Annotated in this window: 14 protein-coding genes; 13 read left to right on the top strand and 1 reads right to left on the bottom strand. The window is 64.0% G+C overall.

The features are described 5' to 3' along the window. The first annotated feature begins 31 nt into the window (after positions 1 to 31). From ACRECS_RS18190 to ACRECS_RS18150, 9 genes are read left to right on the top strand one after another with little or no spacing between them, the layout of a single operon-like run. The gene (locus ACRECS_RS18190; protein WP_431584358.1) at positions 32 to 862 is read left to right on the top strand and encodes an N-formylglutamate amidohydrolase; all 831 of its coding nucleotides are present in this window, start codon (positions 32 to 34) and stop codon (positions 860 to 862) included. Next, positions 862 to 3,504, top strand: coding sequence for a M1 family metallopeptidase (locus ACRECS_RS18185; RefSeq protein WP_431584357.1), 2,643 nt, complete (start codon positions 862 to 864; stop codon positions 3,502 to 3,504). Before ACRECS_RS18190 ends, ACRECS_RS18185 begins: the two co-directional genes overlap by 1 nt. Next, positions 3,501 to 4,817, top strand: coding sequence for an aspartate aminotransferase family protein (locus tag ACRECS_RS18180; RefSeq protein ID WP_431584356.1), 1,317 nt, complete (start codon positions 3,501 to 3,503; stop codon positions 4,815 to 4,817). The genes ACRECS_RS18185 and ACRECS_RS18180 overlap by 4 nt, the downstream gene beginning before the upstream one ends. A gap of 4 nt (positions 4,818 to 4,821) precedes the next feature. After that, a complete protein-coding gene (locus ACRECS_RS18175) occupies positions 4,822 to 5,565 on the top strand; it encodes a glutamine amidotransferase (protein ID WP_431584355.1) in 744 nt (247 codons plus the stop codon). Next, the gene (locus ACRECS_RS18170; RefSeq protein ID WP_431584354.1) at positions 5,562 to 7,481 is read left to right on the top strand and encodes a CocE/NonD family hydrolase; all 1,920 of its coding nucleotides are present in this window, start codon (positions 5,562 to 5,564) and stop codon (positions 7,479 to 7,481) included. The genes ACRECS_RS18175 and ACRECS_RS18170 overlap by 4 nt, the downstream gene beginning before the upstream one ends. A gap of 19 nt (positions 7,482 to 7,500) precedes the next feature. Further along, complete coding sequence (locus ACRECS_RS18165) at positions 7,501 to 8,433, top strand: MurR/RpiR family transcriptional regulator (protein ID WP_431584353.1); 933 nt, start codon at positions 7,501 to 7,503, stop codon at positions 8,431 to 8,433. After that, on the top strand, positions 8,433 to 9,077 hold the full coding sequence (locus ACRECS_RS18160) for a cysteine hydrolase family protein (RefSeq protein WP_431584352.1): 645 nt from the start codon (positions 8,433 to 8,435) through the stop codon (positions 9,075 to 9,077). The genes ACRECS_RS18165 and ACRECS_RS18160 overlap by 1 nt, the downstream gene beginning before the upstream one ends. Beyond that, positions 9,074 to 10,396, top strand: a complete 1,323-nt coding sequence (locus tag ACRECS_RS18155) for a hypothetical protein (protein ID WP_431584351.1) — start codon at positions 9,074 to 9,076, stop codon at positions 10,394 to 10,396. Before ACRECS_RS18160 ends, ACRECS_RS18155 begins: the two co-directional genes overlap by 4 nt. 14 nt (positions 10,397 to 10,410) lie before the next feature. Further along, positions 10,411 to 12,084, top strand: coding sequence for an amidohydrolase (locus ACRECS_RS18150; protein WP_431584350.1), 1,674 nt, complete (start codon positions 10,411 to 10,413; stop codon positions 12,082 to 12,084). Positions 12,085 to 12,285: 201 nt separating this feature from the next. Here ACRECS_RS18150 and ACRECS_RS18145 read toward each other — a convergent pair whose 3' ends face one another. Next, the gene (locus tag ACRECS_RS18145; RefSeq protein ID WP_431584349.1) at positions 12,286 to 12,873 is read right to left on the bottom strand and encodes a DUF308 domain-containing protein; all 588 of its coding nucleotides are present in this window, start codon (positions 12,871 to 12,873) and stop codon (positions 12,286 to 12,288) included. Between the two features lie 233 nt (positions 12,874 to 13,106). Between ACRECS_RS18145 and ACRECS_RS18140 the strand changes: the two genes are divergently transcribed. From ACRECS_RS18140 to ACRECS_RS18125, 4 genes are all read left to right on the top strand, one after another. Next, positions 13,107 to 13,652: a TetR/AcrR family transcriptional regulator gene (locus ACRECS_RS18140; protein ID WP_431584348.1), complete on the top strand. Its 546-nt coding sequence runs from the start codon at positions 13,107 to 13,109 to the stop codon at positions 13,650 to 13,652. Between the two features lie 378 nt (positions 13,653 to 14,030). Then, positions 14,031 to 14,369: a hypothetical protein gene (locus ACRECS_RS18135; RefSeq protein ID WP_431584347.1), complete on the top strand. Its 339-nt coding sequence runs from the start codon at positions 14,031 to 14,033 to the stop codon at positions 14,367 to 14,369. 65 nt (positions 14,370 to 14,434) lie between these two features. Continuing rightward, positions 14,435 to 14,608, top strand: coding sequence for a hypothetical protein (locus ACRECS_RS18130; protein WP_431584346.1), 174 nt, complete (start codon positions 14,435 to 14,437; stop codon positions 14,606 to 14,608). A 133-nt stretch (positions 14,609 to 14,741) separates the two neighbouring features. Next, positions 14,742 to 15,699 (top strand): IS630 family transposase gene (locus ACRECS_RS18125; protein WP_431584345.1). Its coding sequence is split into 2 segments (ribosomal slippage): positions 14,742 to 15,092 and positions 15,094 to 15,699, totalling 957 coding nucleotides; the frame shifts between segments, so codons are not numbered across the junction. Positions 15,700 to 15,701: the final 2 nt, after the last annotated feature.

The following is a 15,701-nucleotide window of genomic DNA, read 5'->3' as shown; positions in this document are numbered from 1 at the left end:
CGGCGCCGGCACCCCCTCATTCGGAGAGATCATGCCTGAAGCTGCCCGCCGGCCGGCCTCATCAACGGACTGGCCCGATCCTGTCGAGTTGCTCAACATGACCGGCACATCGCCGATCGTGCTGATCTGCGAACATGCGTCACGCCATATTCCCGTCGAATATGCCGGATTGGGCCTGGGGCCGGCCGATCTTGAGCGTCACATCGCATGGGATATCGGGGCCGCCGCCCTCACCCGCCGGCTGTCAGCACTGCTCGACGCGCCGGCCTTTCTTGCCACCTATTCACGGCTGCTGATCGACCTCAATCGCCCGGTGGATGTGGCGAGCTCGATACCCGTGCTTTCGGAAGATACCGATATCCCGGGCAATCACGACTTGCCGCCGGCCGAGCGGGCGCGCCGGATCCAACGCATCTTCACGCCCTTTCACGATCGGATCGCCGCGTATCTCGATCAGCGCATGTCGATCGGGCAACCGACCCTGTTGCTCACCATCCATAGTTTCACGCCCGTCTATCTGGGCAAGGCGCGGCCCTGGCCTGCTGGCATATTGTTCGATGGCGCACGCGTGATCGGAGAACGGCTCGTCCAACGGCTGGAAGCCGACGGCGTGCCGGACGTGGGAACGAACGAGCCCTATCGTGTGAGCAAGCAAGCCGATTATGCCATACCGGTCCATGGCGACCAACGGGACATTCCCGCCATTCTGGTCGAGATCCGCAATAACGGCCTCGGCAGCGCCGACGATATCGCAGCTTGGGCCGACCGGCTTGTCCGGGTGATCGCACCGGAGACAGCGGAGATTGCATCGGGACTAGCACCGTGCTGCGATGCAAGGTTGACAAGCGGGGGGATAGCATGATGACCGACCGGCACACGCGGACATGGCGGATGCTGGCAGTCATCGCCGGCATGGTCGCATCGACCAGCGCACTGGCGGCCGGTGGTGACGGACTGGAGCGCCTGCCGGCCGATACCCGTCCCATCCACTATGCGATTTCGGTGACACCCGATCCCGCACGCGATACATTCGCAGCGCGGGGCACGCTCGATTTCGAGGTGCTGCAACCGACCCGCGAGGTTGTGCTCAACGCGGACGGCCTGGACGTCGGCAGTGCCCGGATTGAAGGAGGCGTGCGAGCGCGGGTCCGCTACGATCGGGTGCGACAGCGTGTTATCCTCGGTTTTGCCGCATCCTTGAAAAAAGGGACGCATCGGATCGCCCTGACATGGACCGGTGGCATCTCCCGCAATGTCGAAGGGCTGTACAAGGTCGATTATCCGACCCCGTCGGGCGAGACCAAGCAGATGCTGTTCACGCATCTCTGCTGCATTGCGACCGCGCGCAAATTCGCGCCGCTCTGGGATCAGCCTGACCTAAAGGCGACGTTCGCGATCGACCTGACCACAACCGGCGCCGTCGGTGCGGTGTCCAACATGCCGGTTTCCCGGCGGGAAGCACTGCCCGGCGGCCGGACGCGCGTCTCCTTCGCGCCGACGCCGAAGATGAGTTCCTATCTGCTGTTCTTCAGCGTTGGAGAGTTCGATCGGATCACTCGCCAAGCGGGGTCGACCGAACTCGGCATGATGCTTCAGCGCGGCAAAGCGGAAAAAGGGCGTTTTGCTCTCGACGCCTCGGCAGACGCGTTGAGTTATTACAATGACTATTTCGGCATTCCCTATCCGCTGCCCAAGCTGGATAGCGTCGTCATGCCCGGCGCCGGCAATTTTGGCGCGATGGAAAATTGGGGCGCGATCTTCTATTTCGAACCTTACATCGCGATCGACCCCGTCTTTTCCACCGAGCGCGATCGCCAGGTCGTCTATGAGATCGTCCTGCATGAAGTCGCCCATCAATGGTTCGGCAACCTGGTCACCATGCGTTGGTGGGACGATTTGTGGCTGAACGAAGGCTTTGCCTCATGGATGGCGAGCAAGACGGAGAATCACTTCCATCCCGAATGGCAGCCCTGGCTGCTCGCCGCGGACAGTCGGGGACGCGCCTTCCAGCTTGATGCCCGCAAAACCACTCACCCGATCGTCCGCCAGGTACACACGCTGGAGGAAGCCGAGCTCGCCTTCGACGAGATCACCTATGAAAAGGGCAGCCAGGTCATCCGCATGCTCGAGGCGTGGGTCGGCGAGGAGGCGTTTCGCACGGCGATCCGCGCCCATGTTCGCGACCATGCCTATGACAATGCGGTCACCGCCGATCTCTGGCGCGCGCTCGACGCCGCGTCGGATCTTCCCGTCACCCAGATCGCGCGCGACTTCACTGAACAAGGCGGGGTTCCGCTGATCGACGTGGTGTCGACGCACTGCGCACCGGGGTCCGGAACGACCCAGGTGACGCTGCGCCAGGATCGCTTCGGCCTCGATGTCCCATCCAGGAAGCCGCAACTGTGGCATGTCCCGGTCACCGCCAGCGTGATGGGGAGCGGCAGGATCACGCGCCAAATCGTGCACGGTCCGGCACCGGCTGTGATGGAGGTTGCCGGATGCGGCCCGGTAAAGGTCAATGTCGGTGAGACCGCCTATTTCCGCACACGGTACGATCCCGCCTCGCTGGCCGCGCTCAAACAGCGTTTCGCCGAACTGCCCGCCGCCGATCAGCTCGGCCTGCTCGACGACAGCTATGGGCTGGCGGAGGGCGGCTATCTTCCCTTTGCCGACTATCTCGACCTTGCCCGCCGTGTCGGCGCCACATCCGATCCGCTGGTGCTGCTGCGAAAGATCAACAATGCCCGGTCGCTCGACCGGCTCTATACGGGCTTGCCGGGTCAAACCCGCTTCCGAGCTTTCGTCCGAGCCGAGTTCGCCCCGCATTTGGCCAGGATCGGATGGTCTGCCCGGCCTGGCGAGCCGGCCAATACCGGCGTGCTGCGCGACGCACTGATCGAACTGCTGTCCGAAACCGACGACACGGCAACGATCGCCGAGGCCAGGCGACGTTTCCACGGCGCGGCGGCCGATCCAGCTCTCCTGCCCGGCGCTGTACGCAAGGCGGTGCTGATGGCGGTCGGTGCGGGTGCCGATGCGACGGTCTTCACCGAGCTTGCCGACCTCGCGGCCAAATCCAGGGACAGCGGCGAGCGGCGGCTCTATCTGCTTGCGCTGGCCAATGCCAATGACCCGGCGATCGTGGCGCGCGCGCTCGAACTCGCGCCGACCGATGCCGTACCGGCACAGATATTCACGACATTGCTCGTTACGATCGCCGAGCGGCACCCGGCGCAGGTATTCGATTTCGTCACCGAACGCTTCGACGCGCTCACGCCGAAATTCGGCTCGTACGAGCGCAGCGGCCTGGTATCGATGATTGCAGAGAAGGGCGCGGATGCCGCGCTCGCAGATCGCCTCGCCGCGTTCGTCGCCGCCAGGATCGGCGCGCCCGGCAAGGAAAGCGCGGCCCGGGCACGCTCGCTGATCCTCCACAGGGACGAAGTGCGCCGCACGGGGCTATCCCAGGTCGATACCTGGCTGGCTGGTGTAAAAACACAATGAGCGGGTCATCATTGTTCGAACGCGACGCGCGCGTCATCGCCAATATCGGCCGGCTGCGTTTCTCGCCGGTCACGGTGGCACGCGGTGAGGGATGCCGGTTGTTCGAGGAGGATGGCCGCGCCCTGCTCGACCTTTCCGCCTCGTGCGGCCCGGCAATCGCCGGATATGGCCATCCCGAGATCGTCGAGGCGGTTACCCGCGCCACTCGCGACATGGCGGGGGCAAGCCTGCTGGCCTATCCCAATGAGGAAGCCGTCTCGTTGGCCGAGGAGTTGCTGCGGATCACGCCAGGCACCGGCGAGCGTCGCGTGTGGTTCGGCCATTCGGGTTCGGACGCCAATGACTGTGCGGTACGCGTGCTTGCCGCCGCGACGAAGCGGCCGCGCTTCATCTCCTTCATCGGTTCCTATCACGGCAATATTTCTGGCTCGATGGGGATCAGCGGCCATACCGCAATGACTCACACGCTGCCGCGACCCGGCCTGGTCTTGCTGCCGTACCCCGATCCCTATCGACCGGACTTCACGCCCGATCAGGTGCTTGCGCTGCTCGATTATCAGTTCGCCACGACCTGTCCGCCGGAACAGGTGGCCGCGGTCTTCATCGAGCCGCTGATGTCCGATGGCGGATTGATCGTACCGCCGCCGGGTTTCCTCAAGGCGCTGCAGGATCGCTGCCGAGCGCATGACATCAAGATCGTGGTGGATGAAGTGAAGGTCGGCCTTGGGCGCAGCGGCCGGTTGCATTGCTTCGAACATGAGGGGCTGGAGCCCGATCTGGTCATCTTCGGCAAAGCACTGGGCGGCGGTCTGCCTCTGTCCGCAGTGGTCGGCCCGGCCGAGTTGATGGACCATGCCCCGGCCTTCGCGCTACAGACCACGGCAGGCAATCCAGTGGCGACCGCCGCCGGCCGCGCGGTGCTGCGGCTGATCGACCGCGAAGCACTGCCCGCACGGGCGACGCATGTCGGCGGCATCCTGCGGACAGCGCTCACGGCGCTCGCGGCGCGCCACGAGATGATCGGAGACGTGCGCGGTCGCGGGCTCGCCATCGGGATCGAGCTGGTGACGGATCGCGCGGCCAGGACCCCGGTGCCCGTCTCCACCACGGCCAAGGTGATCTACCGCGCGTGGCAATTGGGTGCGCTGTTCCTCTATGTCGGATTGAAGGGCAATGTCCTTGAACTGACGCCGCCGCTCACCTTGTCCGAAGAGGAATCGCGCGAGGGTGTGGCGATCATCGATCAGGCGCTCGCCGATGTCGCGGACGGTCGTGTGTCCGATGCCGCGGTCGCCCCGTTCATGATGTGGTGATCCGATGACCGGCAAGCCTCTGCTCATCCTCGAATGCGACGACCTGGCGACCGGTCAGCCGGATCTTCATGCCGTGCGGGGCGGCATGGCCGATTTCTTCATCCGTGCGGCCGGGCAGGTGTTCGACCCGGATTCGCTTGTCGTGACTCGCGTCTGGGATGGAGAAGCGCCGCCTGACCCCGGAAATATTGGCGGTGTCATCATCACCGGAGCGGCGGCGATGGTCGCCGATCCGGAACCGTGGATCGACGCGACACGCGACTGGCTGCGGCGTGCCGCCGATCACGGCCTGCCGATATTGGGTGTGTGCTTTGGCCATCAGCTCCTTGCCGACCTGTTCGGCGGCATCGTCGCATCCACGCCCGGCGGTCCCGAATATGGCACGATCGCAGTCCAGCTCACGCCGGCGGGTCTGGACGATCCGCTGACCGCTCAATTGCCGGCTAATTTCACCGCGCAATCGGCGCATTTCGAGAGCGTCGTGCGGGCGCCGGAGGGCGCCCTTATCCTGGCCGAAAGCAAGCTGGCGATTCAGGCGATACGCTATACCCCCACCATCTGGGGCGTTCAGTTCCACCCCGAATTCGAGGCCGATGACGTCGCCATGATCGCCCGTTCGATCGCACCGAGCCTGTTGGCTGCCGGCTGCGAGGTCTCGTCGCTTCTTGCCGGCCTGGAACCCGCTCCAGCATCGGCCTCGCTCATCCAGCGCTTCATAACACTCGTCGAGAAGGAACCAGTCGCATGAGGACAGGATCGACATTGATGGCGCTGGGGCTGCTGCTTATCGGCTCAGGGTTGCTGGCCGCCCCGGCGGCGGCGCAACAATCGCTGCCAAGCGAAATACCGGCCCATTTCGCGCCCAAGGCCGACCTGTTCGATTATGAGAAGCAGGAAGTGATGATTCCGATGCGGGACGGCGTGAAGCTGTTCACCGTCATCTGGCGGCCGAAACATGCCGCCGGGCCAATGCCGATCGTGCTCACCCGCACCCCGTATGACGCGGCCAATCGCCCCGCCTGGACGCAGCGCCCCAACAGCCCGAACGGCGCGGCGGCAGTGCCGCTGCCCGACGCGCCGCTGATCGAGCATGGCTATGTCCGCGTCTATCAGGACGTGCGCGGCAAATATGGTTCCGAAGGCAATTATGTGATGAGCCTGCCGCCGCGCGGTCCGCTCAATCCCGGCCCGGTCGACCAGACGACCGACGCCTGGGATACGATCGACTGGCTGGTCAAGAACGTGCCGGGCAATAATGGCCGCGTCGGCATCATCGGCGTGTCCTATGAAGGCTGGACCAGCCTGATGGCGCTATTGGAGCCGCATCCCGCGCTCAAGGCCGCGATCCCGATGAACGCGATGGTCGATGGCTGGATCGGCGACGATTGGTATCACAATGGCGCGTTCCGCCAGTTCAGCCTCGAATATGTCTATCGCCAGACGACCGTGAAAGGCGCGAGCGAATTCCCCTTCGGATCGCGCGATGCCTATTCCGCCTATCTGAAGGCGGGATCGGCGAATGCGATGGCCGCCTCGCGCGGGATGGATCAGCTGCCCGCCTGGAAAAAGCTGATCGACAATCCCGCCTATACCGAATTCTGGCAGGAACAGGCGGTCGACAAACTGCTGGCGCGCAAAGCCATGTCGGTGCCCACGCTCACCGTCCATGGCCTGTTCGATCAGGAGGATATTTACGGCCCGACCGCCAGCTATCGCGCGATGGAAGCACAGGACCGTGCCAATGACCGCAACTATCTGATCATCGGCCCCTGGTTCCACGGCCAGCAGGACCCCTGGTTCCATGGCGATAGCGGATCACATCTCGGGCCGATCCAATGGGGATCGGACACCACCCGCTATTTCCTCGACCAGGTGATGCTGCCTTTCTTCGATCGCTATCTCAAGGATATCGCACCGGCCCAGCCGATCCCGCCGGTGCGCGCATTCGAAACCGGCAGCAATGTCTGGCGGACCTATGACGCCTGGCCGGCCCCGAGCGCCAAGGCCAAGCGGCTGTATCTGACCGGCAATGCCGGCCTGGCCTTTGGCGACACGCCGGGCGATCGCGGCTTCGATCAATATAACTCCGATCCGGCCAAGCCCGTGCCCTATCGCGTGCCGCCGATCGTTCCCAATGACGCGCCGGATACGAGCTGGAAGCGCTGGCTGATCGATGATCAGCGGCCCTTTACCTCGCGCCCCGACGTGCTGAGCTACACCAGCGCGCCGCTCACCGCGCCAGTCACCGTCTCGGGCGAAGTCATCGCCCACCTCGTTGCATCGACGACGGGCAGCGACAGCGACTGGGTGGTCAAGCTGATCGACGTCTATCCGGACGAATATCCGATGCAGCCCGATCTCGGCGGCTATGAGCTGATGGTCTCCGCCGACATCTTCCGCGGCCGCTACCGCGAAAGCTTCGAGCTCGCCAAGCCGATCCTATCGGGCAAGCCCCTGCCCTATCGAATCCGTATGCCCAACGCGAACCATGTCTTCCAGCCCGGCCATCGCATCATGGTGCAAGTCCAGTCGAGCTGGTTCCCGCTTTATGACCGCAACCCGCAAAGCTTCGTGCCGAACATCGCCTATGCCCCGGCCCAGGCCTATCGCCCGGCGACGCAACGCATCTACCACGACAGCTATATCGAGCTGCCGATCCAATGAAGACCTGCAAGGAGAGGGCATGCCCATGACAGCCGATGGAAAAAGCGCGGCACCAGGTTCGGTACGCGAAATCCTGGGCAGCGCCGAGAATACGCTGACACCATCGGAATCGAAGATCGTCCAGGTGTTGCTGGCGGATTATCCCGGCGCCGGTCTCGGCAGCGCCTCCGGCCTCGCCCGGCGCGCCGGGGTCAGCGACCCAACCGTCGTGCGGCTGGTCAACAAGCTGGGGTTCGACAGCTTTCCCGCCTTTCAGGCGCGCCTGCTCGAGGAAGTCGAGGAGCGGTTGCGCTCGCCGCTGATGATGCTCGAAACGCGTGCATCCGGCGGGGGCGGCAGCGTGGTCGCCGATTATCTGATGTCGGTGACGCACCGGTTGCGCGACGCAACGGAAGCGGCCGTCGCCGAACCCTATGAACGCGCGGTCGATCTGGTGATGGGCGCACGCGGCAGGGTGCAGATCGTCGGCGGGCGCTTCAGCCGGCACGTCGCCGGCATGCTGGCGGGTTATCTGCTGCAATTCCGCCAGGGTGTCGGACTGTTGGGTCCGCTCTCGGCGGAAAGCGTCGATGGGCTGCTCGACATGGGGCGCAAAGACGTGCTGATCGTCTTTGATTATCGCCGCTACCAAACCGACGTGGTCGATTTCGTGCGGCAGGCGGCGGCACGCGGCGTGCGCATCATCCTGTTCACCGACCCCTGGCTGTCGCCACTCGCCGACGTTGCAGAGGTCGTGTTCATCGCCTCTGTCGAGGTCGACTCTCCTTATGATTCACTCGCGCCCGCGGTTGCCCAGATGGAGGCGTTGGTCGCCCATCTGGTCGCACGGGAGAAGGAGGTGATGGAGCATCGTGTCGCCGGCCTGGAGAAGCTGCGTGATCACAATGCCGTGACGATCGACACGCCCGGCCCCGCTCCATTGCCCGGCCGCCCCGGCCCCGGAAAATCCTGATGGCCGTGATACCCTCCCGCGACGCGCCCTTCCCGCCCGGTGGCACTGCGCTGCTGCTGGTCGATATGCAGCGTATCTGGCTCGAACCTGGCCGCAATCCGGGCCATCCCGACTGGACCGCCGAGCATTATTTCCATCGCGAGACGCGCGAGCGCGCCATCCCCAACCAGCAGCGCATGATCGAGGCGGCGCGATCCGCCGGCGTGGAGGTGATCCACACCATCATCCGCAGCCTGACGCGCGACGGGCGCGACCGTTCGCTGGATCACAAGCTGACCCCGATCCATGTCGCACCCGACGATCCGCTGGCCTTGCCGGTGCCCGCGCTCACGTCCGGCCCCGATGAGATGCTGTTGCCCAAGACATCGTCGGGCGTGTTCAATTCGACCAATATCGATTATTTGTTGCGCAACATCGGCATCAGCCATGTGGTGGTCGCCGGCATCATGACCGATCAATGTATCGACATGGCGATCCGCGACGGCGCGGACCGCGGTTTCGCCATGACCTGCGTCGCCGACGCCTGTGCCGCGACCACGCCGGATCGCCACACCAATGCATTGGCGGCCTTTGGCGGCTATTGCTGGACCACCGACACCGATACCGTGGTCGATCGGTTCCGCGCGATGGGCTCCGCCGCATGACCGTCGCCCCCTATCCGTTGACCGCGATCGTCACCACCGACCTTGCCGGGATCACCCGCGGCCGCTTCGTCATTGCCGACCGGATCGAACAACACATGCAGACCGGCATTGGCTGGCTGCCGGCCAATCTGGCGCTGACCGCTTTCGGGACCATCGCCGAGGCCAACCCCTGGGGTTCGGCCGGCGACTTGCGCCTGCTGCCCGATCCGGCGGCGCGTTACCGGACCGACGCGACCGGCGCGGCGACACCGTTCGACATGGTGATCGGCGACATTGTCGAACTGGACGGCACGCCCTGGTCCTGTTGCCCGCGCACCATCCTGAAAGCGGCGGTGGCCGAGTTGAAAGCGGCAACCGGATTGTCGTTGCGCGTCGCGTTCGAGCAGGAATTCCAGGTCTTCGGCGCGGATTTCCCCGCCGCCCATCCGCTGTCGGTGGGCGCGCTGCGCCGGGCCGATCCGTTTGCGCCGCGCCTCGCCGCCGCACTGGATGAGGCCGGGGTCGAACCCGAGGTGCTGATCGCGGAATTCGGTGCCGACCAGTTCGAACTGACCTGTGCCCCGGCCGATCCGCTACGGGCGGCCGACCGCGCCGTCGCGATCCGCGAGATCGTCCGCGAGACCGCACGCGTGGCGGGGTGGAGCGCGAGCTTCGCGCCCAAGACCGCGCCCCAGGCGGTGGGCAATGGCGTTCATATCCATTTCAGCCTGCTCGACGATGCAGGCAACCCGGTTACCTATGATCCGGCTGCGTCCGCCGGCCTGTCCGCCAGAGCGGCCTCGTTTTGCGCGGGTATGCTGCGCCATTTGCCGGCGCTGCTGTTGCTGAGCGCGCCGAGCATTCCCTCCTATTACCGGCTGCGGCCGCATAGCTGGAGCGCGTCCTGGACCTGGCTCGCCGACCGCGACCGCGAGGCGACGCTGCGGATCTGTCCGGTGACGACAGCGCATGGCCGTGATCCAGCGCCGCAATATAATATCGAATATCGCGCCGCCGATGCGACCGCCAATCCTTATCTGGCGCTTGCGGCGATCATCCGTGCCGGGCTCGCCGGACTGACCGGCGCATTGCCGCCGCCCGCGATCATCGCCGAACATCCCGACACGCTGGACGAGACGCGGCGAGCCGCGCTCGGCCTCTATCGGCTGCCCGACAGTCTCGAGGCGGCAATCGCCGCCTGGATGGCGGACGACGTCGCTTCGAGCTGGTTCGCGCCTGCCTTTGTCGAAACGATGCTCTGTGTCCGGCGCGCGGAAATGGCGCGGCTCGCCGACCTGGCGGATGCGGACATCTGCCACCTCTATCGTGACCTTTATTGATGTTTGGAGTCGGCATGCCGAAAGTCACATCCCGATCATTGCTCACCGCTTTGCTGCTCGCGACCGCCGCGCCGGCAATCGCCGCACCCGATGCGGTCTATCTGCACGGCAAGATATGGACCGGCGATGACGACGGCCGGTTCGTGCAGGCGCTGGCCGTCGAGGACGGCCGGATCGTCGCGGTCGGCGACGATAAAACGGTCGCCGCGCTGGCGGATAGCGCGACCCGGCGGGTCGATCTGGCGGGACGGCTGGTGACGCCGGGTTTCATCGACAACCATACCCATTTCCTTCAGGCGTCACTGGCGCTGTCCGCCGTCGATCTGCGCGATGCCGCGTCGCCGGCCGAATTCACCCGCCGGATCGGCCAACGCGCGAAGGGCAAGCCGGGCGAATGGATCCTGGAGGGCAATTGGGATCACGAACTATGGAACGGCGTGCTACCGACGCGCGACTGGATCGATGCGGTCACTGGCGCCACGCCGGTCTTTGTGCGGCGGCTCGACGGCCATATGGGCCTGGCCAATTCGGCCGCGCTGAAGCTGGCCGGGATTGGCGCGACCACAGCTGACCCGCCCGGCGGGACGATCGTGCGCGATGCGATGGGCAAGCCGACCGGGCTGCTCAAGGATACGGCGATGGACGCGGTCTTCCGCATCCTCCCGGCGCCGGACGACGCACAGGTCGATGCCGCCCTGCAGCGCGGCTTTCAGGAGGCGCTGTCGCATGGCGTCACTCAGATCCACGATATGAGCGACGGCGACTGGCGGACGCTGGACGCGTTGCGGCGGGCGCAGGCGCAAGGGCGGCTGCTGATCCGCGCCTATGCCTTTGTGCCGATCGCGGATTGGGAGAAGCTCGCGGCGTTCATCCGCAAGAACGGGCGCGGCGATAGCTGGCTGCGCTGGGGCGGTGTCAAAGGCTTTGTCGATGGATCGCTGGGCTCGACCACGGCATGGTTCTACCGTCCCTACGACGACGCGCCGCAGACGAGCGGGCTGACCATGGCCGATCCCGCCATTCTCGCCAGCCAGATCCAGGCGGCGGACCGGGCCGGGCTGCAGGTTGCCGTCCACGCCATAGGCGACCGCGCCAATGACTGGCTGCTCGATACCTATCAGCGCATCACGCGCGAAGACGGGGCGAAGGATCGGCGCTTCCGCATCGAACATGCCCAGCATTTGAGCCCCGCCGCGATAGGCCGTTTCAGCACGCTCGGCGTGATCCCGTCGATGCAGCCTTATCATGCGATCGACGACGGCCGTTGGGCGGAAAAGCGCATCGGCGCAGAGCGACTGAAGGGAACCTATGCCTTTCACTCGCTGCTCGCCGCCGGCGCTCCACTGACTTTCGGATCCGACTGGCCGGTCGCGCCGCTCGATCCGCTGACCGGCATCGACGCCGCCGTCACCCGCCGCACCATTGACGGTCGCCACCCCAATGGCTGGCAGCCGCAGGAGCGTGTCACCGTTGCCCAATCGGTCCGCGCTTATACCAACGCCAACGCGTTCGCGGGTTTCCAGGACAAGCAAGCCGGCCGGATCGCGCCGGGTATGCTGGCGGACTTCGTCATTCTCTCGGACGACGTCTTCACAATCACGCCGGCCCGCATTTCATCGGTCAGGGTGCTGCGCACGATCATCAACGGGAAGGAGGGTTATGTCGCGCCGAACCTGCCGCGCAACTGAGGCCGCGCCGATTGATGGCAACCAAAGCGCGACCGAGCCATCCTGATCGGCCTTGGCTCCACATTTGTCGATTTAACGTTGCTCAATTCCGGACAGGCCGGCACGGCCACCCCGTGAATGAATGGGGCGGGCGCAACTGGTTCACAGCGCATCGGGTGCCCGGCAGGGTCGGGAGGAAAGGCCCCCTTCTCCGCAACGCTCTCAGGCCGCCGCGCGGTTCGAACCGCGGCGAGCGTCGCTCACCGTCAGCCAGATTGCGGATATCAGAAAATAGAAGGCACCGAACGCTGCGTACGGGGCAATGTCAGTGATGCTGACCGCCTCGGGCCCGCCAGCCATCTTGACGAAGAAGATGCCCGCGAGCGCGGACTGGACGCCGCTGAGAATCATCGCCCATTGCGCACCGGACTTCCAGCGGCGGACGCCGGTCACCAGCTGAAACAGGCCAGCAAGTGCGGCCCATGCGCCGAACACGACAAGCACCGCATTCATGCTCTTGCCGAGCGCGACAATGACGGCGACCGCGGTAACCGTACTGACGACGAAATTCAGCATCTGACTCCGGTTGCGACCCAGGCCGCCGCTCCGGCCGGCGTCGATGACGTTCGCGAGCGCGTCCCATGCTGGATAGGCGACCAGCATGACGGCGGCGAGCGCCGGCATGCTCTTCGCGACCGTGAAGGCAAGCGCGACCCAGATCGCAGAAACCGCGAAGCGGATGAAATAATAGCTCTTGAGCCAGCTGGAAGACGCGTTTGCGGGATGCTGGTCGATGGGTTGAGTTGACATGGTGATTTCTCCGATTGGTTGACTACCTACTAGAAGGTAGGCATCAACTAATCAACCGGATTCATCACCCATCCGCACCAGCGCTCGGGCGGCAGCCGGATGTGACGGCGACGTTATGCGATGAGGGTCGCCGCCTGGCTCTTCGGCTTGCAATCATTTGGTCGTGAAATATATCGACCTATCAGAAGGTAGGTAACATGAGTGCGGTTTTGGGCGAAACGGCAGGAAAATTGGTGGCTGGTGCTGCCCAGCTGATCATGCAGGGCGGGTATAACGGCTTCAGCTATGCCGACCTGGCGAAGCGCTTCGGCATTCGCAACGCAAGCATACACCACCACTTCCCTTCCAAGGTCGATCTGGTCGTCGCCGTCGTGGAGCAGGCGCGCACCGGGATTCAGGGGCTGATCGCCGCGCTCGACCAGGGCTCGCCCGACGCCATGGAGCAGCTCCTGATGTACACCGGCTATTGGGAGCGCTGCATCAAGGACCAGACCGCGCCATTCTGCCTTGCCGCGATCCTCGCCGCGGAGCTGCCGAGCCTGCCGCAGGAGATCGTTGGGTCGGTCCGTGGGCACTTTGTCGACCTCGCCAAATGGCTCGAGCTGGTGCTTGCGCTCGGCGTCAAGCAGGGCACGATGAAACTTACCGCGTCGCCGGCGATGGAAGCGGAGACGTTCATGGCGGCGGTGTACGGCGCGATGCTCGCTGCGCGCGCCTTCGACGACCCCCGGCGGTTCAGCGTAATCGTCGAGGCATTCATCCACCGCATCCGCGCCTAGGCGCCGGTCCAATGTAGCGCGCCGATCAGCGCCCGCCGCGCAGGCGTGACCTGAGGGTTCGGATAGCAGAGATGGCATCCGGGGAGCGCCACTCGTCGAGCACCTGAGCCAAACCTCGATCCGCACGACACCGAGAGCGACCGAGTAAGTTTTTATTTTAAGTATCTGATATATATTTATATATTAGCCATCCATCCAAACGGCGGCGGAAAAAGATACGGTACATTCGGTGTAACATATCTCCCGACGTCGTTCCTTCCAGCTCCGTCGCCAGTGGCGATTCAACCACGACAGAGGATCGGGCATCAAAGCAGACGGTCTGCCGGCGACCCACTAGCGGACCTTCTGATTAGGGCTATGAATCGTGGGATGAGATCTATGCTGAACTTGCTGGCACTGATTCTTGCTCTGGGCGTTGCCCCGAGCGCGGGAGCACGCGGCGACGCCAAGGCGAATGACCTTGTCTTGTTCGGCACAATAGAGAAAAACTTGGATTATCAGGCGCTCGACCAGCTCGGATACCAGGGCCTGATGACCGCCCGCCTTCGCGTGACGCGCATTGTGAGCGGACATGTCTCGTCGCCGGTTCTGACGGTTAAATATATCGCGCATGGCTATTTGCCCGAGGACAGCGAGCGCCGCTTCCATCTTCGCCGCTTGGACGATGGCGCCTACCGTGTGTGCGGTGACGGCGGGCACGGTTATGTGTGTCGATGACGGCGGCATGGCGCGCTTCAGAAAGGGAGTATTTTCACCATCACCGAAACGCGGGGAATGGCCATATGAAAAAACCAACTCTGTTTGACGACCTACGGGAAATAAAAGAAGGTTGGCACGATCCAGCATTCCGGAAAGGTTTCATCTCCAGCTTCTGGCCGGCGTTTCTCAAAAGCTTTCTTCTAAATGGTTTTGCAGGTGTATTAATCGGCTATACTATCGCGCGCTTGCTCTCATGATCGGCCCCACTTCCCCCTTTGCGCGACCGCTTTCTACCATGCGGCAACCTAGAGCGGTCAGCGTGAAATAGGAATCGGTTTTGGGATTCCTTCATTCCTGGAAATATGATTCATCCTGGTGAGGAGGTGGATCATGGGGAAGTTCTATTCGAGCGATCTACGGGACCGGATATTCGAGCATGTCTCGGCTGGTCATTCACGTCGTGACGCGGCGCGACGTTTCGGTGTGAGTCCGAGTTGCGCGATCAAGCTTTTCCAGCGTGTAACGAAGACCGGGTCGGCGTCTCCGGCGCGCCAAGGGCGCCCACCGGGGGCGGGCAAGCTTGCGCCGCATATGGCCAAGCTGATCCGCTGGGTCGAGGCGACACCGGACATCAGCATGTTGGAACTCGCGGCAAAGCTCGAAGCAGAGACAAGGACGGTGGCGCATCCGGCTTCGCTCTCGCGGGCGCTGCTTGGCGCCGGCTTCAGATATAAAAAAAGCCCTGATGGCATCGGAGTGCGGACGCGATGATGTCTGCGAGGCACGGCGGCGATGGCGGCTGCATCGCCAGCCGCGCATGCGTGAGCAGGCGCACCGGCTGGTCTTCATCGATGAGACGGCGACTACGACGAAAATGACGCGCCTGCGCGGCCGGGCGCTTCAAGGGCAACGCCTGAAAGCCCGCGCGCCGTTCGGGCACTGGAAAACGCAGACCTTCATCGCAGGCTTACGCTGCGACGGCCTGACCGCCCCCTGGATCATTGACCGGCCGATGACCAAGGATATCTTCGAGATTTATGTCGAGACGCAGCTCGCACCGACACTGGACACGGGCGATGTCGTCATCCTCGATAACCTGCCAAGCCATAAGAGCGACAAGGCCAAGGCAATCCTCAGGGGCCGTGGTGCCTGGTTCCTCTTCCTCCCGCCATACAGCCCCGATCTCAACCCGATCGAGATGGCCTTCTCAAAGCTCAAAGCCCATCTCAGGCGCATCGGCGCCAGAACCATCGACGATCTCTGGCGAGCCGTAGGCAGCATCTGCGACCTCTATTCACAAGAAGAATGCCGAAACTACTTCGCAGCCGCAGGATATGGGTACGATTAAAC

The organism is Sphingomonas sp. (assembly GCF_050725575.1).
GTDB lineage: Bacteria > Pseudomonadota > Alphaproteobacteria > Sphingomonadales > Sphingomonadaceae > Sphingomonas.
This window is presented reverse-complemented; position numbering and strand designations above follow the sequence as displayed.